Origin of the sequence: Pseudomonas sp. C9-3, assembly GCF_032392015.1 — a bacterium.
Lineage (GTDB): Bacteria > Pseudomonadota > Gammaproteobacteria > Pseudomonadales > Pseudomonadaceae > Pseudomonas > Pseudomonas nitroreducens.
The window spans coordinates 5,712,104-5,732,406 of the sequence record NZ_CP135919.1 but is presented as its reverse complement, the minus strand read 5'-3'; the positions used below and the strand labels follow the sequence as shown (position 1 = coordinate 5,732,406).

The 20,303-nt window shown below is 65.8% G+C and carries 16 protein-coding genes; 7 read left to right on the top strand and 9 right to left on the bottom strand.

The genetic code is table 11. The features are described from left to right. Nucleotides 1-95: 95 nt before the first annotated feature. The 4 genes from ytfE to nirK all read right to left on the bottom strand — a co-directional run bounded on the left by ytfE (nucleotide 96) and on the right by nirK (nucleotide 3,700). On the bottom strand, nucleotides 96-767 hold the full coding sequence (ytfE, locus tag RS899_RS26255) for an iron-sulfur cluster repair protein YtfE (RefSeq protein WP_315808404.1): 672 nt from the start codon (nucleotides 765-767) through the stop codon (nucleotides 96-98). 110 nt (nucleotides 768-877) lie between these two features. After that, nucleotides 878-1,606, bottom strand: a complete 729-nt coding sequence (locus RS899_RS26250; RefSeq protein WP_315808403.1) for a Crp/Fnr family transcriptional regulator — start codon at nucleotides 1,604-1,606, stop codon at nucleotides 878-880. Between the two features lie 65 nt (nucleotides 1,607-1,671). Further along, complete coding sequence (locus tag RS899_RS26245; protein WP_315808402.1) at nucleotides 1,672-2,484, bottom strand: SUMF1/EgtB/PvdO family nonheme iron enzyme; 813 nt, start codon at nucleotides 2,482-2,484, stop codon at nucleotides 1,672-1,674. Nucleotides 2,485-2,548: 64 nt separating this feature from the next. Continuing rightward, nucleotides 2,549-3,700: a copper-containing nitrite reductase gene (gene nirK, locus RS899_RS26240; RefSeq protein ID WP_054909666.1), complete on the bottom strand. Its 1,152-nt coding sequence runs from the start codon at nucleotides 3,698-3,700 to the stop codon at nucleotides 2,549-2,551. Nucleotides 3,701-3,943: 243 nt separating this feature from the next. Here nirK and RS899_RS26235 point away from each other — a divergent pair, with 243 nt between their 5' ends. After that, complete coding sequence (locus tag RS899_RS26235; protein WP_315808401.1) at nucleotides 3,944-6,112, top strand: outer membrane assembly lipoprotein YfiO; 2,169 nt, start codon at nucleotides 3,944-3,946, stop codon at nucleotides 6,110-6,112. A 5-nt stretch (nucleotides 6,113-6,117) separates the two neighbouring features. After that, the gene (locus RS899_RS26230) at nucleotides 6,118-6,825 is read left to right on the top strand and encodes a DUF3142 domain-containing protein (RefSeq protein ID WP_315808400.1); all 708 of its coding nucleotides are present in this window, start codon (nucleotides 6,118-6,120) and stop codon (nucleotides 6,823-6,825) included. 133 nt (nucleotides 6,826-6,958) lie between these two features. Here RS899_RS26230 and yegQ read toward each other — a convergent pair whose 3' ends face one another. Together yegQ and zwf are read right to left on the bottom strand one after the other, a co-directional pair. Then, nucleotides 6,959-8,362: a tRNA 5-hydroxyuridine modification protein YegQ gene (gene yegQ, locus RS899_RS26225; protein ID WP_315808399.1), complete on the bottom strand. Its 1,404-nt coding sequence runs from the start codon at nucleotides 8,360-8,362 to the stop codon at nucleotides 6,959-6,961. Nucleotides 8,363-8,596: 234 nt separating this feature from the next. Further along, nucleotides 8,597-10,072, bottom strand: a complete 1,476-nt coding sequence (gene zwf, locus RS899_RS26220) for a glucose-6-phosphate dehydrogenase (protein WP_054909662.1) — start codon at nucleotides 10,070-10,072, stop codon at nucleotides 8,597-8,599. Between the two features lie 91 nt (nucleotides 10,073-10,163). Here zwf and hexR point away from each other — a divergent pair, with 91 nt between their 5' ends. Together hexR and RS899_RS26210 are read left to right on the top strand one after the other, a co-directional pair. After that, the gene (gene hexR / locus RS899_RS26215; protein WP_054909661.1) at nucleotides 10,164-11,048 is read left to right on the top strand and encodes a transcriptional regulator HexR; all 885 of its coding nucleotides are present in this window, start codon (nucleotides 10,164-10,166) and stop codon (nucleotides 11,046-11,048) included. Between the two features lie 231 nt (nucleotides 11,049-11,279). Then, complete coding sequence (locus RS899_RS26210) at nucleotides 11,280-11,495, top strand: PA3496 family putative envelope integrity protein (protein WP_024766117.1); 216 nt, start codon at nucleotides 11,280-11,282, stop codon at nucleotides 11,493-11,495. Here RS899_RS26210 and RS899_RS26205 read toward each other — a convergent pair. Beyond that, nucleotides 11,449-12,384, bottom strand: coding sequence for a LysR family transcriptional regulator (locus RS899_RS26205; protein ID WP_315810476.1), 936 nt, complete (start codon nucleotides 12,382-12,384; stop codon nucleotides 11,449-11,451). The two genes, RS899_RS26210 and RS899_RS26205, sit on opposite strands and share 47 nt — an antisense overlap. A 239-nt stretch (nucleotides 12,385-12,623) precedes the next feature. Here RS899_RS26205 and RS899_RS26200 point away from each other — a divergent pair, with 239 nt between their 5' ends. From RS899_RS26200 to RS899_RS26190, 3 genes are all read left to right on the top strand, one after another. After that, nucleotides 12,624-14,039 carry an acetyl-CoA carboxylase biotin carboxylase subunit gene (locus RS899_RS26200; RefSeq protein ID WP_024766119.1) on the top strand — a complete coding sequence of 472 codons (1,416 nt, stop codon included), beginning with the start codon at nucleotides 12,624-12,626 and terminating at the stop codon, nucleotides 14,037-14,039. Nucleotides 14,040-14,050: 11 nt separating this feature from the next. After that, nucleotides 14,051-15,865 (top strand): sodium-extruding oxaloacetate decarboxylase subunit alpha, encoded by a 1,815-nt coding sequence (gene oadA, locus RS899_RS26195; protein ID WP_054909660.1) that lies wholly within the window; start codon nucleotides 14,051-14,053, stop codon nucleotides 15,863-15,865. A gap of 168 nt (nucleotides 15,866-16,033) precedes the next feature. Beyond that, nucleotides 16,034-16,669 (top strand): c-type cytochrome, encoded by a 636-nt coding sequence (locus tag RS899_RS26190; protein WP_315808398.1) that lies wholly within the window; start codon nucleotides 16,034-16,036, stop codon nucleotides 16,667-16,669. Between the two features lie 57 nt (nucleotides 16,670-16,726). On the opposite strand, the gene RS899_RS26185 is transcribed toward RS899_RS26190, so the two are convergent. Beyond that, entirely contained in the window at nucleotides 16,727-16,981 is a 255-nt protein-coding gene (locus RS899_RS26185; RefSeq protein ID WP_315808397.1) for a hypothetical protein, read from the bottom strand. A 189-nt stretch (nucleotides 16,982-17,170) separates the two neighbouring features. Further along, nucleotides 17,171-20,143 (bottom strand): autotransporter outer membrane beta-barrel domain-containing protein, encoded by a 2,973-nt coding sequence (locus RS899_RS26180; RefSeq protein WP_315808396.1) that lies wholly within the window; start codon nucleotides 20,141-20,143, stop codon nucleotides 17,171-17,173. Nucleotides 20,144-20,303: the final 160 nt, after the last annotated feature.

Genomic DNA, 20,303 nt, shown 5'->3' with positions numbered 1-20,303 from the left:
TGGGCGGGGACAATCCCGCCAGTATGTGCGATGCCGCCGGGCAGCGTGGTGAGACAAGCTGTCACTGGTCGCCCTCCTGGCTCCCGGTCCGGCGCTCAGGCCGGGTGGTTGGCGCCGAGGAACAGCAGGTTGTTCTCCAGGTGGATGTGCTGCATCAGGTCGCGACGCAGTTCTTCCAGGCCACTGTAGAGACGCCGCCAGCTGTTGCAGCCGTCCGCTGGCACGGTGAGGTCGTCGGTCAGGTCGGCCAGCACGGCGAGGGATTGCGAGTGCTCGTCGTGCTCATGGCGCATCACGCCGATCGGGCCCTGCACGTGGGACAACGGGATGCCCTGGCGCAGCCAGGGGAAGAGCACGCTCTCCTCCTTGCACATGTGCCATTCCAGCTCTTCCTGGATGGTCTTCAGGTGCGCCGTCAGGCCGGTGGGGCACTGCGGGTGCGCGGCGTGGGTCTTCTCCACCCGTTCGGCCAGCGGGATCAGCGCCGGCAATTGCTCACGGTGGACCTTGTGGTAACGCTCGAGGATGTGGTCGATGAGCTGGTCGTTGCTGGTCAGGCGCCAGTCGGTCTGATCATTGGCCGGCGGCAGCGCCTGCAGTTCTTCGGCGATGCGCTGGGCATCCAGGCCCTGCTCGCTGGCGGCCTCGCCCAGGCTGCGCTGGCCGGCGCAGCAGAAGTCGAGCTTGTAGTCGTGGAACAGCGCACAGCTGCCCGGCAGGCTGAAGGCCAGGTCGCTCAGGGTGCGTTCGGTGAGGATTTCGGTCATGGCGGGCCTCGGGTGGAGTGAGCACGGCGGCCGCAGTCGTCGTGGCCGTCAATCTTGGCAAGGAGGCGGCCAGTCTAGGGAAGGGCGCGCGTCGCGCTCCTTGATTGCAGTCAAGGGCCCTCGACCAGCACTTCCCGCTCGTCGCCGCTGGCCACCCGCATCAGTTGCTGCGGGTTGCACACCAGCAGTTTCTGCCGGCCACCGCGCACCAGGCCGCGTTCTTCCCAGGCGCTGAGGATGCGCGAGACGGTGTGCAGGGTGGTGCCGGTCATCTCGGCGATGTCCTGGCGGGTGACCGGGAAATCGATGCGGATGCCGTCGGCTTCCGCTCGGCCGGACTGCTGCACCAGGCGCAGCACGGTATGCGCGACGCGCCGTTCGACCTCTTCGGTGGCCAGCTCGCAGAAACGTACGTGGGCTTCCTGCAGGCGCTCGCCGATGGCCTGGACGGTGTTCAGGGCGAAACCGGGGTGGCGCGCCAGCAACGGTTCCCACTGGCTGGTGGGCCAGGCCAGCACGAGGCTGTCCTGGCTGGCGGTGGCGGTCGCGGGGTAACGGCTAAGGCCCAGGGCGCGCACGAAGCCGAACAGATCGCCAGGATTGACCACCCGCACCAGCACGCGCTGGCCATCGCCGGTGAGCTGGGTGGCCTTCAGCCGGCCGTGCACCAGCAGGTAGAAGTTGCTCGCCGGCGCGCCCTGCTCGAACACGGCCGCGCCGCTGATCAGGCGCAGGATGCTGGCCTGGCGGAGGATGTCGTCCTGTTCCTCGCGGCTGCTGTTGGCGAAGGGCGGCAAGCTGCCCAGCCAGGCGCGGTGGAGCGAGAGATTGGCGGTCACGGCGATGATTCCCGTCAGTTCGCCGCAGCATACCGGCTAAGGGCCGTGGCAGGACTTGAGGGGAATCAAGGGATGTCCCTGACCAGGCGGAAACCGAGGTTGTCCGGTGGTTGCCCGGCGCTGCAGCCGCCACCGCGGGCATCGCGGACGAAATCGTTGATCGCCGCCCGGTGGCGGCCTTCGGCAATGCGGATCGAGCAGTACTCGGCGCGTTCGGTCTGGGCACCCCGGACGTCGAGGTTGACCCGCTGGTGGCAGCTCTGGGTCCATTCCCAGACATTGCCGCCCAGGTCGGCCACCCCGTATTCGTTGAATCCGTGATCGCCGCGCGCCAGCGGCAGCGCCGAAGCGCTGGTGCGGGCCTCCGCTTCCAGCCGGTAGCGCGCCAACCAGCGCCGGGCCGGGTTGCTGCCATCATCGTCGTCGATGCGCAGGGCATCGTCGGCCCAGCGCGAGCCGGCGAAGAAGGCCCACTCGCGGTCGGTCGGCAGGCGCCATTGCTGGCCGGTGCGCTTGGACAGCCAGTCGGCATAGAGCTGCGCATCGAGCAGGCTGGCGCCGGTGAGAGGCAGGTCGTCGCGGGGAGCGCTGTTGTCCAGTGCCAGGCAATCGCCTTCGGCCACGCAGCGGGCGTACTCGCCCTGGCTGACCTGGAATTTCATGACTTCGAATCGCGGGGCGAGGTGTTCTCGCCGCGAAGGCGCGTCCACTGCCTGTTTCTCCAGCCAGTAGTCGCCCGCCGGACGGAAGTCGAAGTCGCGGGGTTCGAGTCTCACGGTTTGCGGTGCGAGTTCCGGTGCGTACTGCGGCCGCAGGAGGAGGAATGCCCCGCCCAGCAGCAGCGCGACGGGTACGCCGATCAGGATGGTCTTGCGCATGGTCTGCCCGGTCGCCGGTATCGTTTACTGGGAAAGGGCCGGCCCACAGGGGCCGGCCTCGGGCTTACTTGATCGCAGTTGGCGGCTGGATCTGGCTCATCAGGTCGTTGTTCCATTGGCCTTCGACCTGGATGTGCGCCGCGGCGCCCAGCAGCACCGCTTCGATGAGGTTGTGGTTGAGGTAGGTGTACAGGCCAGGCTGCAGGAAGGTGTACAGCGCCGCGCCGGCTGCACCGCCCGGGATGAACCAGGTTTCCAGGTCTTCTTCCGGCGGATTGTGGAACTTGCCGCTGGCCCAGACATGATCGCCATGGCCGCCGATCAGGTGCGGGCGGGTGTCGCGGTTGGCCTGGGAGTGGACGATCAGCAGGGTCTCGCCGACATTGGCCTTGAGCGCATTCTTGCCGGTCAGGGCGCCGACCTTGCCGTTGAACACGACGTGGCTGGGAATCAGCCCCTTCATGACCTGCTGCATGTCGTTGTAGCTTTCCATGGGCGTGCCATAGCGCTTGAAATTGCCGTCCTTGTCGCGCGGGACGTAGAAGTCCTGCTCGCCGATATAGACCACCTTGTCGTACTTCAGCGCCTTGCCGTCGCGGTCTTTCAGGCCGTCGCGCGGCAGCACCATGATCGCCCCGTTCATGCCCGAGACCACGTGCCAGGGGATCATCGCGCCGCCCGGTGCGCAGTGGTAGACGAACACGCCGGGGCGGGTGGCACGGAAGCGCAGTTTCACTTCCTCGCCGGGCTGGATGATGGTCAGCGCGCCGCCGCCCAGGGCGCCGGTGGAGGCATGGAAGTCGATGTTGTGGGTCAGGGTGTTGGTCGCCGGGTTGACCAGGGTGAGTTCCAGATAGTCGTCCTGATGCACCACCATCATCGGCCCGGGCACCGAACCATTGAAGGTCATGGCGTGGATCTCGGTGCCGTCGTCGTCAACGACGTGCTTCTTCTCCTCGATCACCATGCGGAACTGGACGACCTTGGGCTTGCCCTTGGCGCGCTGCTCGTGGGCATGGACGAAGGGTGGCGCGACCAGTTCGACCTGGACGTGTTCCAGTTTCGAGAGGTCCACGGCCGGCCCCATGTTCTTCGGCGCTGCTTCCCCGTCGGCCATTGCCGTACTGCTGCCAAGCATGCTGCCGGTGACACCAAGGACCACGGCGCCGGCCAGCAGGGTGCGGCGGGAAAGCGAAATCTCTTCCTGATCAAGCATGGGTAATTCTCCATAATCGACGATCTGTCGTTTGGAGAAGAAATACCCTGTCGGCAAATTCCTTCTTTGAGCCGGAACAAAGAAGGATTCAGCTGGACAACGTGTCGCAGGTGCTGCTGTGCGGTAGATCGCGTTTACAGTCTTCTCCCCATGCAGGCGGGCAAGACCGGGCTCGGCGAGGTAAGATTCTTCCTGCTCTGAATTCCAGCCCGGCGTGCGGGCTCCAACGGACAAGGATCATTCATGCGTCTGTACGGACTGACCCTGCTGGCCCTGATCACCGGCTGCCTCGGCATGCAGGAGGCGCACGCGAGCAGCGATGACTCCTGTTATCCGAGCTGGAACCTCAAGCGCGACACGCTGGACGTGTGCAACAGCTTGCCCTTCCTGAGCCCGGGCAACGACAGCCGGGTCAACCTGCAACTGCTGCTGGCCGACGCCGGCCAGGCCAGCATCCCCAACCGCGCGCTGACCGACGACGAGCAGCAGCTGGGTTACGGCCAGGTGCCTTTCCCGCTGGCACGCTGGCTCGACGGCGCGGCACCGGAAGATGCGACCGACAGCACCAGCACCGCATCCCTGGCCGATCTTGCCGCGCGCATCGGCCTGCCGGCGGATGCCGTGCAGTCCTCCGCCGACAGCTTCGCCAGTGGCGAAGGCAGCCGCTGCCGCAGCAACAATCCACTCACCGCCCAGGACTTCCTCAGCCAGCTGCTGCTGGCCGACAGCCTTACCGCGGGTGAACGCCAGGGCCTAGCCCGCGCTCGCCTGACCCTGCTGGGGGCCTGCCAGTGGGACGAAACCCAGCTCAGCGTGCTGCTGCCGGGCGACCTGCAGAGCGCCCCGGCCAAGGCCTACCGCACTTACCTCAAGGGTGCGGCGGACTTCTACAGCGGCCGTTTCGCCGATGCGCTGAAATCCTTCCGTAGCCTGCAGGACAGCGACCAGGCCTGGCTTAAGGAAACCTCGCGCTACATGGTCGCCCGCGCACTGCTCAACCAGGCGCAGCAGAACGCCTTCGACGAGATGGGTTACCCGGACCTGCGCAAGGTCGACAAGAAAATCCTCGCCCAGGCCGAATCCGCGCTGGGCGACTACCTCAAGGCTTATCCACAAGGCCGCTACGGCGCCTCGGCCAAGGGCCTGACGCGGCGTGTCTACTGGCTGATGAGCGATGAAGGCCGGCTGGCCGGCGAGTACGCCGAGCTGTTCGCCCGCGAGGATGCCGACGATCTCGCCCAACTGGTGCAGGAGGTCGACAACAAGCTGCTGGTCACCGCGCACCCGGCCGATGTGCGCGATGCGCGCCTGCTGGCGGTGCTCGACCTGATGCAGATGCGTCACCACGAACCCAGCGAGCCCCGCGCCCTGGACGCTGCGGGACTGGCCGCGCAGAAGGACCTCTTTGCGAAGAACCCCGGCCTGCACGACTACCTGACGGCGGCCTTCCAGCTCTACGTCGAGGAAAAGCCCGCCGAGGCGCTGAAGTCGCTGCCCGAAGAGCTGCCCTCCAGGCTCGACTACCTCGCCTTCAGCCAGCAGGTCCTGCGCGGTTTCGCCCTCGAGGCCGGCAACGACTGGATCGCCGCCGAGAAACTCTGGCTGCGCCTGTTGCCGCGGGCGGTGCAGCCACTGCAGCGCGACCAGCTGGAGCTGGCGCTGGCCTTCAACTACGAGCGCAGCGACCGGCTGGTGAAGGTGTTCGCCGAAGGCTCGCCGGTACGCACGCCGATCATCCGCGAAATCCTCCTGCGCCACATCGCGGGGCCCGAACTGCTGCGCCAGCAGGCGAAATCCACCAGCGTCTCGGTGGAAGAGCGCGATACCGCGCTGTTCGCCCTGCTCTACAAGGACCTGCTGCACGGCCAGTACCAGGCCTATATCGACGACCTCGCCCTGCTGCCCACAGACGGTAGCGGCAAGCCGCTGGGCGCCAGCATCGGCTACCTCTACGGCAGCATGCCGCTGTCGCTGTTCCAGTGGCCCGGCGGCAAGAACGACAGCGGCTACGAGTGCCCGGCGATCGTCGACGTCGCCCGCGAACTGCTGCAATCCCCGCAGCCGCCCAAGGCGCTGAACTGCCTGGGCGAGTTCATCCTGCGCAACGGCCTGGACGGCTTCCCGCTCGACACCCAGCCCAGCGAGCGCGAACTGGGTGGCGGCGAGTCGCTGTTCCCCGGCACGCCCTACTCGCGCATGGACGGCTACCTCAAGGTCATCGCCGACAAGCAGGCGGTGGAAGAGGACCGCGCGTACGCGCTGTTCCGCGCCATCAACTGCTTCGCGCCCAGCGGCTTCAATGGCTGCGGCAGCCAGGACATTGCCCCGGCGCAGCGCAAGCAATGGTTCCGCACGCTCAAGGGCCAGTACTCCGCCACGCCCTGGGCGAAGGCGCTGAAGTACTACTGGTAAGCCCTGTGCGGCGCGCCCTGGCACTGGCCCTGGCGTTGCTCGCAGGCAACGCCTCGGCGGCCGGCGTGGATGCCGCCGAGCACGATGCCTTCTGGCTGTGGAGCGGCGTCGCCGCGCAACCGGTGCTGGCCCAGGCTCGCACGCTCTATGTACTGCAGGGGCAGGTCAGCGCGCCGCGCCAGCGCGACGGCCAGGCTCGCCTGATCGCCCAGGGCATTGCCATTCCGCGCCTGAAGCAGGGCGAGGTCTGGGTGGTCTACCGCGCCCATACCCTGCGCTGGAACGAGGGCATCTACCGCACCCTGCTGTCCCAACTGCGCCGCTGGCGTGCGGCGGGCAATCCGGTCGTGGGTGTGCAGATCGATTTCGATGCCCGCACGCGTTACCTGCACGAGTACGTCGACTTCCTCCAGGACCTGCGCACGCGCCTGCCTGAGGACTGCAAGCTGAGCATCACCGGGCTGATGGACTGGGGCAGCAATGGCGCACCGGACACCATCAACCGCCTGGTCGGCGTAGTGGACGAAGTGGTGGTGCAGACCTACCAGGGCCGCCAGACCATTCCCAACTACCAGGCCTACCTGCCTCGCGTGGCGCGACTGCAGTTGCCCTTCCGCATCGGCCTGGCGCAATACGGGGAGTGGCAGGCGCCGGACTACCTGGCCAGGAGCCGGTGGTTCAGGGGGTATGTGGTGTTCCTGCAGAACCCGTGAGCAGGGCGGACTGGGCAGAGGGCGCTCTTTGTAGGATGGGTGGAGCGGAGCGATACCCATGCCCCGGTGCACGACATTGATGGGTATCGCTGCGCTCCACGCCATCCTACGTTCATAGCGACAGGTGGGTGGATCAGTTGCCGCCACACCCACACTTGCCGCAATCGTTCCCGCAACCACCAGCCGCGGCCGGCTCGCGCGAATCGCGTGTGGTGCCGCTGTTGAGGTTGCGCATCAGCAGCGCGTACTCCAGGTCCAGCCCGTCGGGCACGGGGATGTAGACGACGTGGCCATCGCCCGGCGCGACGCCAATGGATTCGCCTCGTGTGTTCTCCAGCGCATGCAGCCGGAAGGTGCGGTTGCCGGCCGGAGTCATCAGCTCGACGCTGTCGCCCACTTCAAAGCGGTTCTTCACCCGCACTTCGGCCAGCCCGTGACGGCGCTCGCCGGTGAATTCGCCGACGAATTGCTGGCGCTCGGAGAGGGAGTGGCCGTACTGGTAGTTCTGGTACTCGTCATGCACGTGGCGGCGCAGGAAGCCCTCGGTATAGCCGCGATGGGCCAGGGATTCGAGGGTGTCCATCAGGCCGAGGTCGAAGGCGCGCCCGGCGACGGCGTCGTCGATGGCCTTGCGGTAGGCCTGGGCCGTGCGCGAGACGTAGTAGTGGGACTTGGTGCGGCCCTCGATCTTCAGCGAATGCACGCCCATCTGCGTCAAACGTTGCACATGCTGGATGGCGCGCAGGTCCTTGGAGTTCATGATGTAGGTGCCGTGCTCGTCCTCGAAGGCCTCCATCAGCTCGCCGGGGCGGTTGGCCTCTTCGAGCAGGACGATCTCCTTGGTCGGTGCGCCGATGCCCAGGGTCGGCTCGACGTTGCGCACAGCATGGCCCAGTTCGTCCTCATGGGCGGCATGGGTCTGGTATTCCCAGCGGCAGGCGTTGGTGCAGGTGCCCTGATTGGGGTCGCGGCGGTTGATGTAGCCCGACAGCAGGCAGCGCCCGGAGTAGGCCATGCACAGCGCGCCGTGGACGAAGACTTCCAGTTCCATCCCCGGCACGCGCTCGCGGATTTCGCCGATTTCCTCCAGCGACAGCTCGCGGGAGAGGATTACCCGCTTGAGCCCCTGCTGGCGCCAGAACTCCACGCTGGCCCAGTTCACCGCGTTGGCCTGCACCGAAAGGTGGATATCAACCTCAGGGAAATGCTGGCGAACCAGCATGATCAGGCCGGGATCGGACATGATCAGCGCGTCCGGGCCTAGGGCGATCACCGATTCAACGTCCTGCAGGAAGGTCTTCAGCTTGGCGTTGTGCGGGGCGATGTTCACCACTACGTACAGGCGCTTGCCCAGGGCATGGGCCTCGTTGATGCCGGTGGCGAGGTTGGCATGGTCGAATTCGTTGTTGCGCACTCGCAGGCTGTAGCGCGGCTGGCCGGCGTAGACGGCGTCGGCACCATAGGCGAAGGCATGGCGCAGGCTCTTCAGCGAGCCGGCGGGGCAAAGCAGTTCGGGGGCAAATGGAGTGGGGGACATGGCAATGCAGCGGGTAGTGGGAAAAAGGCTGCCACTCTAGGAAATCCGCGGGTTGTGCGTGCTGAGCGAGGTCAACGGATTTTGCATCCGCGCCCGGTGGTGATAGGCCCGACGTGCTCTTTCTAGGATGGGTGGAGCGTAGCGATACCCATGCTGTCGGCGCGCCAAAATGATGGGTATCGCTACGCTCCACGCCATCCTACGGAGTGTTCTTCCGGCAATATCCGGAGGGGATCATTCCAGCCAGCGGCGCCCCTGCAATTCCAGCAGGGTCTGCGCCTGCTCCGGCCCGTTGCTGCCGGCCGGATAGGGGCGCGGGCTCTGGTAGTGCTCGTGCCAGCCGGCGAGGATCGGGTCGACCCAGCGCCAGGCCGCTTCCACCTCGTCGCGGCGCATGAACAGTGTGGAGTCGCCCTCGATCACATCCAGCAGCAGGCGTTCGTAGGCGTCCCAGCGGCGCTTGTTGGTGCTGAACGCCTGGGCGAGGTTGAGGTCCAGCTCCACCGGCTCCAGCTGCATGCCCTTGCCCGGCGCTTTGGCCATCAGCTGCACGCTGATGCGCTCCTCCGGCTGCAACCTTATCCACAGGCGGTTGGCCGCGCCGGCACCGTTGCCGATCAGGCTGTTGGGGACCGGTTTGAACTGGATGACGATCTCCGAGCATTTCTTCGCCATGCGCTTGCCGGTGCGCAGGTAGAACGGCACGCCAGACCAGCGCCAGTTGTCGATCGCCGCCTGAACGGCGACGAAGGTCTCCGTATCGCTGTCGTTGTCGACATTTTTCTCGAACCAGTAGGCCGGCACTTCCTGCCCGCCAATATGCCCGGCGGTGTACTGGCCACGGACGGTCTTGTCCTGCACGTCCTGCCCGGTGATCGGCTTGAGCGCCTGGAGGATCTTCACCTTCTCGTTGCGCACCGCCTCGGCATCGAAGCGCACCGGCGCTTCCATGGTCACCAGGCAGAGCAACTGCAGCAGGTGGTTCTGCACCATGTCGCGCATGGCCCCGGCATGGTCGTAGTAGCCGCCGCGGTTTTCCACGCCGAGGGTTTCGCTGACGGTGATCTGCACGTGATCGATGGGACCGTTGCGCCACACCGGCTCGAACAGGGTGTTGGCGAAGCGCAGGGCCATGAGGTTCTGCACCGTCTCCTTGCCCAGGTAGTGGTCGATGCGGAAGACGCGGGATTCGTCGAACACCTCGCCGATGGCCTGGTTGATCGCCAGCGCCGACTCCAGCGAATGCCCCAGCGGCTTCTCCAGCACGATGCGCGCCAGCGGGCCGGCCAGGCCGGCGATCTTCAGGTTCTGTGCAATCGGCGCGAAGAGGCTTGGCGCGGTGGCCAGGTAGTGCACCAGCACGCGACCTTCGCTGCGCTTGAGTGCCTTGGCCAGACGACCGAAGTCGGCGCTTTGTGAGGCGTCCATCGCCACGTATTGCAGGCGCTGGGCGAAGCTGCGCCAGGCTTCGGCGGAGAAATCGCTGCGCGCCACCTGGACCCGGCAGTTGCGTTCGGCGAGTTCGAGGTAGGCCGCGTTGTCACGCTGGCTGCGGGCGAGGGCGAAGATCCGCGTATCGGCCGGCAGGCGGTTTTCCCGATGCAGGTGGTAGAGCGCCGGCAGCAATTTGTGCAGCGCCAGGTCACCGCTGCCGCCGAACACCAGGATATCGCAGGAACTGGGAAGACTAAGGCTGGCGGGCGTATTCAAGGACTTATTCCCTGGGCTTGGCGAGTAGTTTTGTAGTATAACTACAACAAGACTACATAATTCTCAGACAACTATCACCGAGCCTATCCCTGTGAACCTTTTGCAGCACATTGCCCAGTCGCGTCATCTGCTCCGCAAGTCGGAGCTCAAGGTTGCCGATCACGTGATGCAGGACCCTGCATCGGTCATGCACAGCTCCATGGCGGACCTCGCCCATGGCGTCGGCGTCAGCGAGCCGACCATCGTGCGCTTCTGCCGCGCCATTGGCTGCAGCGGGTTCCAGGACCTCAAGCTCAAGCTGGCGCAGAGCCTGGCCGCCGGTGCCAGTTTCGGCCAGTTCTCGATCAATGAGAGCGACTCGGTGGCGGACTTCAGCCTGAAGATCTTCGACACCACCCTGCACTCGCTGATGGAAGTGCGCGAGCACCTCGACACCCATGCCCTGGAGCGCGCCGTCGCGGCCATTGCCCATGCCCAGCGTGTCGAGTTCTATGGCTTCGGCGCTTCCGGCGCGGTGGCGGCGGATGCCCAGCACAAGTTCTTCCGCCTGCTGCTGTCGGCTGCGGCGTATTCCGACCCGCATATGCAGGCCATGTCGGCGGTGACCCTCAAGCCTTCGGATGTGGCGATCTGCATCTCCCAGTCCGGCCGCTCCAAGGACCTGCTGGTGACCGCCAATCTGGTGCGCGAAGCCGGCGCCACGCTGATCACCCTCTGCCCCAGCCAGACCCCGCTGGCCGACCTGGCCACGGTGAACCTGGCGGTGGATGTGCACGAAGACACCGACATCTACACCCCGCTGACCTCGCGTATCGCCCACCTGGTGGTGATCGACGTGCTGGCAATGGGCGTGGCCATGGCCCGCGGTCCGGACCTGGTGAACCACCTCAAGAGCGTGAAGCGCAGCCTGCGTAGCCTGCGCCTGTCGCCCAAAGTGGTGAAGAACCACGAGGAGCGCCCGGAAGAGGCGTCCTGAGACCATACCTGTAGGAGCGAGCTTGCTCGCGAACAGAGCTAGCCGGGTGTTCCAGGGCTGAGCGGTTCGCGAGCAAGCTCGCTCCTACAAAAGCCCGCCTTCTGGGTTGGCCGATGTAGCGGCTCGCCGACCGCCCGTCGGCGTCACCGGCGCTTCACCACCACGTCGTCAAACGGTCATCCGTCCCCAGCATGCTGGCGTCTCCAGCCCTTCGGCCTTGGGAGATGCGAGATGCCCCGCCATATCGACGACACCCAGCTCCAAGTGGATAGCAAGACCCGCCGCAAGCTCGAAGACCAGCGGCGCATGCAGTTCCGTCGCGCCATCGAGGACCGCATGGAGGCCCAGCGCCTCGCCCTCGAAACCTCCGATTACCCCGACCTGATCGCCGCCGCCTACCTCACTTCGGCGAAGGCGGGCCGGCGAAGCGTTCGGCAAGCTGGCTGATCAGCGCCCGCTCTTCACGGATGAAGGCGACGAACGCCTGGGTCACCGGACTCAGGCGCTTGCCGCGGGCGTGCACCAGACACCAGCTGCGGTAGAGCGGCAGCTCTTCCACCGGCAGTTCGTGCAGCAGCCCGGACTGCAGCTCGCGGCTCACCGCGTGGCGCGGCAGCAGCGCCAGTCCCAGTCCCGCCAATACCCCTTCCCGTGATCCCTCCAGCGAGGCGAACTCCAGCGTCTGCGCGAAGTGCGCGCGTTTCTGCTGGAAGTGTTCCTCACAGGCCTTGCGCGTACCCGAGCCGGGCTCGCGGATCAGCAGCGGATAGGGTTCCAGGTCCTTCAGCGAAAGCTTCGCGGCGTTGCACAGCGGGTGGTCCGGCGGTGCCACGGCAACGATCGGGTTGTTCAGGAAGGGCAGGAACTCCAGCGCCATGTCCTGCGGCACCAGGGACATGATCACCAGGTCGTCGCGGTTGTCCGACAGGCGCTTGATCACCTGGGCGCGGTTGACCACCGTGAGGTTCAGGCTGACATCCGGGTGCTGCGCGTGGAACGCGGCGAACAGGTGCGGGGTGATGTACTTGGCGCTGGATTCCACCGCCAGGCGCAGCTGGCCCTGCAACGAACCCTTGAGGTCGGAGAGGTTCATATCCAGCACTTCCAGGCGCTGGAAGATATCGGTGGTGGCGCGCAGCAGGGCGTCGGCGGCATCGGTCTGGTAGAGCTTCTTGCCGATGTACTCGAACAGCGGCTGGCCGACCAGTTCTTCGAGCTGGCGGATCTGCAGGCTGACCGCCGGCTGGGTCAGGGCCATTTCCTCGGCGGCGCGGCTGTAGGAACGGCTTTCGCACACCGCGCGGAAAACCTGCAGCTGGCGAAGGGTCATACGCATCAATGACTTACGCATAGAAGCCTGCTCGATGGCGACATTTTCCAGCGACTATAAAGCATTCTTTATGGCTACCCCAATAATTATTGATTTTGGTTAATCCTCCCTCCCGCGCTAGGGTAAAAACACGCCGGAACCCGCTCCGGCCACGAATATCCACAAGAGAATCCAGCTGCCTGAACGGGGCTGCCGATTGGTCTTTACGCCGGGGTCCACAAGGCCCGGGCCGAGGGAAAGCCGCAGTGATCAAGAAAATCCTGATCGCCAACCGTGGGGAGATCGCTGTCCGGATCGTGCGCGCCTGCGCCGAGATGGGCATTCGTTCGGTGGCCGTCTATTCCGACGCCGATCGCCACGCCCTGCATGTGAAGCGTGCCGACGAAGCGCACAGCCTGGGCGCCGACCCGCTGGCGGGTTACCTCAACCCGCGTGCGCTGGTGAACCTGGCCGTGGAAACCGGTTGCGACGCCCTGCACCCCGGTTACGGCTTCCTCTCCGAGAACGCCGAACTGGCCGATATCTGCGCCGAGCGCGGGATCAAGTTCATCGGCCCGTCCGCGGAAGTCATCCGCCGCATGGGCGACAAGACCGAGGCCCGCCGCAGCATGATCGCCGCTGGCGTGCCCTGCACCCCCGGCACCGAAGGCAACGTCGCCGACCTGGCCGAAGCCTTGTCCGAAGCCGAGCGCATTGGTTACCCGGTGATGCTCAAGGCCACCTCCGGTGGCGGCGGCCGCGGTATTCGCCGCTGCAACAGCCGTGAAGAGCTGGAGCAGAATTTCCCCCGGGTGATCTCCGAGGCCACCAAGGCTTTCGGCAGCGCGGAAGTCTTCCTCGAGAAGTGCATCGTCAATCCCAAGCACATCGAGGCGCAGATTCTCGCCGACTCCTTCGGCAACACCGTGCACCTGTTCGAGCGCGACTGCTCGATCCAGCGCCGCAACCAGAAGCTCATCGAGATCGCCCCCAGCCCGCAGCTGACCCCCGAGCAGCGCGCCTACATCGGCGACCTGTCCGTGCGCGCCGCCAAGGCCGTGGGCTACGAGAACGCCGGCACCGTGGAGTTCCTGCTCGCCGATGGCGAGGTGTACTTCATGGAGATGAACACCCGCGTGCAGGTGGAACACACCATCACCGAGGAAATCACCGGCATCGACATCGTCCGCGAGCAGATTCGCGTGGCGTCGGGGCTGCCGCTGTCCGTGAAGCAGGAAGACATCATTCACCGCGGCTTCGCGTTGCAGTTCCGCATCAACGCCGAAGACCCGAAGAACAACTTCCTGCCGTCCTTCGGCAAGATCACCCGCTACTACGCGCCCGGCGGCCCCGGCGTGCGCACCGACACGGCGATCTACACCGGCTACACCATCCCGCCGTACTACGACTCGATGTGCCTGAAGCTGGTGGTCTGGGCACTGACCTGGGAAGAGGCGCTGGACCGCGGCCTGCGTGCGCTGGACGACATGCGCGTGCAGGGCGTGAAGACCACTGCGGCCTACTACCAGGAAATCCTCAAGAACCCGGAATTCCGTAACGGCCAGTTCAACACCAGCTTCGTCGAAAGCCACCCGGAACTGACCCAGTACTCCATCAAACGCACCCCGTCGCACCTGGCCATCGCCATCGCTACCGCCATTGCCGCCCACGCTGGCCTGTGAGGATCACGTACATGACCGTTGCCAAGAAAGTCACCGTCACCGATACCATCCTGCGCGACGCCCACCAGTCGCTGCTGGCGACCCGGATGCGCACCGAGGACATGCTTCCCATCTGCGACAAGCTCGACAAGGTTGGCTACTGGTCGCTGGAAGTCTGGGGCGGCGCCACCTTCGACGCCTGTGTGCGCTTCCTCAAGGAAGACCCGTGGGAGCGCCTGCGCAAGCTCAAGGCCGCGCTGCCCAACACCCGCCTGCAGATGCTTCTGCGCGGGCAGAACCTGCTGGGCTACCGCCACTACAGCGACGACGTGGTCCGTGCCTTCGTCGCCAAGGCGGCGGTCAACGGCATCGACGTGTTCCGCATCTTCGACGCGATGAACGACGTGCGTAACCTGCGCGTCTCCATCGAAGCGGTGAAGGCCGCTGGCAAGCACGCCCAGGGCACCATTGCCTACACCACCAGCCCGGTGCACACCATCGATGCCTTCGTTGCCCAGGGCAAGGCCATGGCCGACATGGGCGTGGACTCCATCGCCATCAAGGACATGGCCGGCCTGCTGACTCCGTATGCCACCGGCCAACTGGTCAAGGCGCTGAAAGAGGCGCTGCCGCTGGACGTGGTGGTGCACTCCCACGACACCGCCGGCGTGGCCAGCATGTGCCAGCTCAAGGCTGTGGAAAACGGCGCCGACCGCATCGACACCGCGATCTCCAGCATGGCCTGGGGCACCAGCCACCCGGGCACCGAATCCATGGTCGCCGCCCTGCGCGACACCCCGTTCGATACCGGCCTGGACCTGGAGCTGATCCAGGAAATCGGCATGTACTTCCACGCCGTGCGCAAGAAGTACCACCAGTTCGAGAGCGAGTTCACCGGCGTGGATACCCGCGTGCAGGTCAACCAGGTACCGGGCGGGATGATTTCCAACCTGGCCAACCAGCTCAAGGAACAGGGCGCGCTGAACCGCATGCCCGAAGTGCTCGCGGAAATCCCCCGCGTGCGCGAAGACCTGGGCTTCCCGCCCCTGGTCACCCCGACCTCGCAGATCGTCGGCACCCAGGCGTTCTTCAACGTGCTGGCCGGCGAGCGCTACAAGACCATCACCAACGAGGTGAAGCTCTACCTGCAGGGCCGTTACGGCAAGGCGCCGGGCAAGATCAATGAGCAACTGCGCCGCCAGGCCATCGGCAACGAGGAAGTCATCGACGTGCGCCCGGCCGACCTGATCAAGCCGGAGCTGAACAAGCTGCGCGAAGAGATCGGCAGCGTCGCCAAGTCCGAAGAGGACGTGCTCACCTACGCCATGTTCCCGGACATCGGCCGCAAGTTCCTCGAGGAGCGCGCGGCCGGCACCCTGAAGCCGGAAGAACTGCTGCCGATCCCCAACGGCAAGGGCGTCGCTGCGGCTGGCGGTGAAGGCGTGCCGACCGAATTCGTGGTCGACGTGCACGGCGAGAGCTACCGCGTGGACATCACCGGCGTCGGCGTGAAGACCGACGGCAAGCGCCACTTCTACCTGTCGGTGGATGGCATGCCCGAGGAAGTGGTGTTCGAGCCGCTCAACGAGTTCGTCGGCGGTGGTGGCAACAAGCGCAAGCACGCCAGCGAGCCGGGCCATGTCAGCACCACCATGCCGGGCAACATCGTCGATGTGCTGGTGAAGGAAGGCGACAGCGTGAAGGCCGGCCAGGCCGTGCTGATCACCGAAGCGATGAAGATGGAGACCGAAGTGCAGGCGGGCATCGCCGGCACCGTGAAGGCCATCCACGTAGCCAAGGGCGACCGGGTCAACCCCGGTGAGATCCTGGTTGAAATTGAAGGCTGACCAAGGACAGACGGGTCTTTAAGGTTCAGTCCCACGGGGGAGCACGATGCTCCCCCTTTTTTTGCCCGCAGATTTTTCAGCCGACGGCGCGTTTGCTTGATCTGCGTCGGAAACTTCCTTCAGAAACCCATTAGCGTCGACGCTGGGAAAACTGACCAGGGTGCGGTGATGGGGAGAGTCGTTCTGTGGTGGGTGCTGCTGTGTGCGAGCGCCCAGGCATTGGCGCAGTCATCGGAAATGATGGATCGGCTTGCTGCCCTGGAGAAGGACCCGACCAAGCGCGAGCAGGCCTATGCGGCCGCCGAGGAGCGCATCCTGCTGTGCAGCAAGTGCCACGGCAAGGACGGCAACAGCAAGCGCGATTACATCCCCAACCTGGCCGGTCAGAATCCGCAGTACCTGTTCGATGCCTTCGAGAAGTACGTCGATGGCCAGCGCACCGACTTCGTGATGAACCAGGCGGCCAAGCTGCTGACGCTCAACGAGCGGGTGAATATCGCTTACTACTTCAGCCAGCAGGCGGTCCTGCCTCGCACGGAAGCCCTGCCTGACGCGGCGGAGATCGAGCAGGGCGCCCAGCGTTTCGCCACGGTCTGCGTGACCTGCCATGGTGCCCAGGCGCTGGGTCATGATGGCTTCCCGCGCATTGCCGGGCAGCCCAGGCCTTACCTGACCCACGCGCTGCAGCGCTACCGTGACAAGGACCCGAGCCGGGCCGGCTCGCCGATGCTGGCGGTAGCCGGGCTACTCAGCGATGACGACATCAAGGCGCTGGCGGCTTACGTCAGCCAACTGCAGCCCTGAATCAACCAGCCGCCCTGCGACGGCTGGCTGGAGTGTGCTGTAAAGGCCAATGAACCCTTACTGCTGCTTGTCTTCGGCCGGCTTGTTGGCGGTCTCGACTTGCGCTTGCGGTGCGGCCTGTTCGGCGGCTGGCTGCTCTGCCGGGGCGGCTTGTTCCTCAGTGGAGGTGGGTGCGGGCTGCTCTACCGGCGCAGGCTTGGCTTGCTGCTGGGTGGCGGCAGCGGGCACTGCGGTTTGCGAGGTCGGCTCGGGTTTCTTGTCGCAGGCGGCGAGGACGGTGCAGGCGGCGATCAGGATGCAAAGCTTTTTCATGGAGTGCTCACTCATCAAACGAAAGGCAAATGCCGGTCGGCTGACCGGGGGCGCAAGCTTTGCCGCGAGTGGCGGGTGAGACCATGTGCCTTGCTCCGAGAAAGATCAGGAAGTTTCCGAATCTCGCGTAACAGGGCGGGACGAAAAAGCCCGGCGGCTGCCGGGCTTTTCGTGACGTGATCCGGAAGATCAGAACGCCATCTGCCACTGGGCGATCAGCGCGTGGTTCTGCGCATTGCTGCCCATCTGCCCGCTGTAGCCGATGCCGACGGTATTGCGCGCGGACACGCCAAGGTCGAAGCCGACGTCCAGCAGCAGGCTGTTGCGGTCCAGCGCGGTGCCCTGGACGCTGAAGGCATCACCGCCGGCAATGAAGGACTGGCGGGTTTCGCTGTCGATGTCGCCGAAGGTGTGACGCCAGCCCAGGCCCAGGCGCGGGGTGAAGCTCATGCCGTTGCTCAGGGTGTCCAGGCGGGCGATGCGCAGGCCCAGGGTGCTGCTCAGGTTGTCCTGGTCCTGGGAGTCGACGTGCAGTGCGGCGGCGCCGCCCTTCTCGTTGTACGAATCGCGCTCGTAGCGCTGGTAGTCCAGGCGCGCGTAAGGCTCGGCGCTCAGGCGGCCGCTGCCCATGGCGTAGCCAGTCTCGGCGAAGGCCTGCCAGCTGTCGGCGTCATAGTCACCTTTGGGGCGATCGCTGAAGCCGTCGAACTCGACCCGGCGTTTGCTCTCGCCGTCGTGGCTGCTGTAAGCCGCGCCCAGTCGCACGGCCAGCGGGCCGCTCTGGTGCAGCGCGTAGGCGCCCAGGTGCCAGCTGTCGATATCGCCGGAAACACCGCCGCTGCCATCCAGGTCAGTGTGCGAGTAGCCGCCCAGCACGCCCAGGCGCCAGTCCGGGGTCACCGCCCAGTCGGCACCGAGCAGGGTGCCGCCGGTGTTCTGTTGCAGGTCGCCACTCTTGTCGTGTTCGTCGAGCTTGCCGTGGCTGCCGATGCCCTGCACCCATAGGCGGCCGGCGGCGTTCGGGTCGTTCAGGTTGCGCGCTTCGCTGGGCACGCCGGTGGCGGCGAGCATCGGTGTATCGTTGCGCTCGGTGGCAGCCAGCAAGCTGCTGCTGCCCAGTTGGCGCACGGCGTTGAGCATGGCGCTGCCGACCTGCTGGCTGCCGGCGATGGTCGCGGCGGCGAGGCTGGCGTTGCTGGTGCCGGCCAACTGCTCCAGGGCAGCGCTGGCGTTGCTCGCATCGCTGGTGACCAGCGCGTTGTACAGCGCGCCGCCGTTCTGGCTTTGCAGCGCGGCGCCGGCATTGCGGCCGTTGCTGCTGCTGGCAAGGTCGCCGAACTGCACGTCGTTGCGGGTCAGTTGCAGATCGACGCTGTTGGCGCCGTAGCTGAGCGTCGGGGTGAGGAAGGCGAAGTTGCTCTTCACGTCGGCGAACTGCCCGCTGACGCCGCCCGTAGCGCTGATGACCTGCACACTGCTCTGCCACGGCCAGTTGCCGCTGCCGGCCTGCACAGCGAGGTGCGAGCCAGCGATGCTGGCGGTGCCGTCCACCTGCACGGTGGCGTGGGCGCCGCTGGGCTCCACGCCGAAGGACAGCGTCGAGCCGTTCTGCAGGCTGAGGTTACCGGTGACGTGTGCAGCGCCCAGGGCCGGCGAGGTGATCAGGGTGCCGGCAACGTTCAGGCCGCCGACACTGCCGCTGCCCGAGTAGGTGGCGCCCTGGTCGACCTGCAGGGTGCCGAGGATGCTGCCGGTGTTGCTCAGGCTGGCGCCGCTGAAGACTTCGCCGCCTTCGCTGAAGTCGTTCACGCTGGAGAGGGCCCAACTGCCCTGTTTCACGTCCAGCCATTCGAAGTGGGTGCTGTTGCCGAAGCTGCCGCCGGCGGCGTCGTCCAGGGTGACGGTATCGCGGCCGGTGCCGCCGTCCACCAGGCCTTCGAAGCGGCTGCCGGAGAGCAGCACCAGGCTGTCGTTGCCGCCGCCCATTTCCAGGGCGATGCCGTTGCCGCCGTGGATCAGGCCGTCGTTGATCACGGTGTCGTCGAGATCGCCCGAAAGGGTCACGCCGGAGAGTTTTTCGCCGGAGATAGTGCCGTGGTTTTCCAGGTAGGTCTTGCCGAAGCCGCTGTTGCCATTGCCGTCGTCGACCAGGATGCCGCGGTCGACGCTGCGGATGACCGCGCCGGCGTAGTTGATGATGGTGCCGCCGCCCATGGCGATACCTTCGCTGCCGTTGGGCGAGCCGTCCTTCGAGCCGGCTGCGCCGAGGCCTTCGATGATGCCGTGGTTCTCGATGTCGCCGGTGTAATCGATGTCCACGCCGTCGCCGTCGCCGTCCGGCACCAGGCCGTTGTAGGCGCCGCTGATGCGCCCGTAGTTGACCACGGTGCCGTCGCCGTCCGAGCCGAAGCCCGAGCCGTTGCGGCCGATGATCACGCCGTCCGCATAGTTGATCAGGGTGGCGCCCACATCGGTGGTGATGCCGTGGCGGCCGCCGCTGATCAGGCCGTGGTTTTCCACGTGGCCGCCCGCGGCACCCTGGAAGTCGATGCCGTCGTTCTTGGTGTCGGCGGTGACCATGTCGGAGCTGCTGATCTCGCCGTAGTTGGTGATGCTCGCGTTGCCGCCGGGGCGAATCGCGTCGTTGCCGTCGCTGTGGATGACCCCGCTGGCGCGGTTGATGATCGTGGTGGTGGCGGCGCTCTGCAGCTTGTCCAGGTCCAGCGCCTGGCCGGTGGCCGAGGTGATGCTGCCGGCGTTGTCGATCAGCAGGCTGCCGGTGCTGAACGGGTTGTTCATGCGGATGGCGTCGTCGTAGCCGACGATCCGGCCGCCTTCGCGGTTGATGATCTGGTAGAAGCGCGTGGTGCTGTCGCTGCCGGAGGTATCGACCACGCGGCCAGTGCTGGACTGCAACAGGCCGCTGTTGTCGATGACCACGCCGCTGCCGGTGGCTGCGCCCTTGAGGTCGAGGCTCTTGCCGCTGGTGACCAGGCTGCCGGTGCGGGTGACCGTCAGGGTGTCCTGGTTGGCCAGGGTCCGGCTGCTGGTCTGCGCGTCGCTGATGATGGGCGATACCGGAACGGCATTGGCGGTTTCGGCGGCCAGGCTCGCCAGAACGACGGCGATGCTCAGCGCGAGCGGGGAGGGCTTGTGCAGCATGGCAGGGCGTCCTTTTCTTATCGAAGTGGCCGCCTGTTATAGCGATGGATTCTTACGCTTTTGTAACGCTGCTGGCCTTGTGCCTTGCCTGCGTGCCCAGCGGGAAGACGAGAAACCTTATATACTCTGCGGTCTTTTTACCGTTTCCACTGTGAGAACC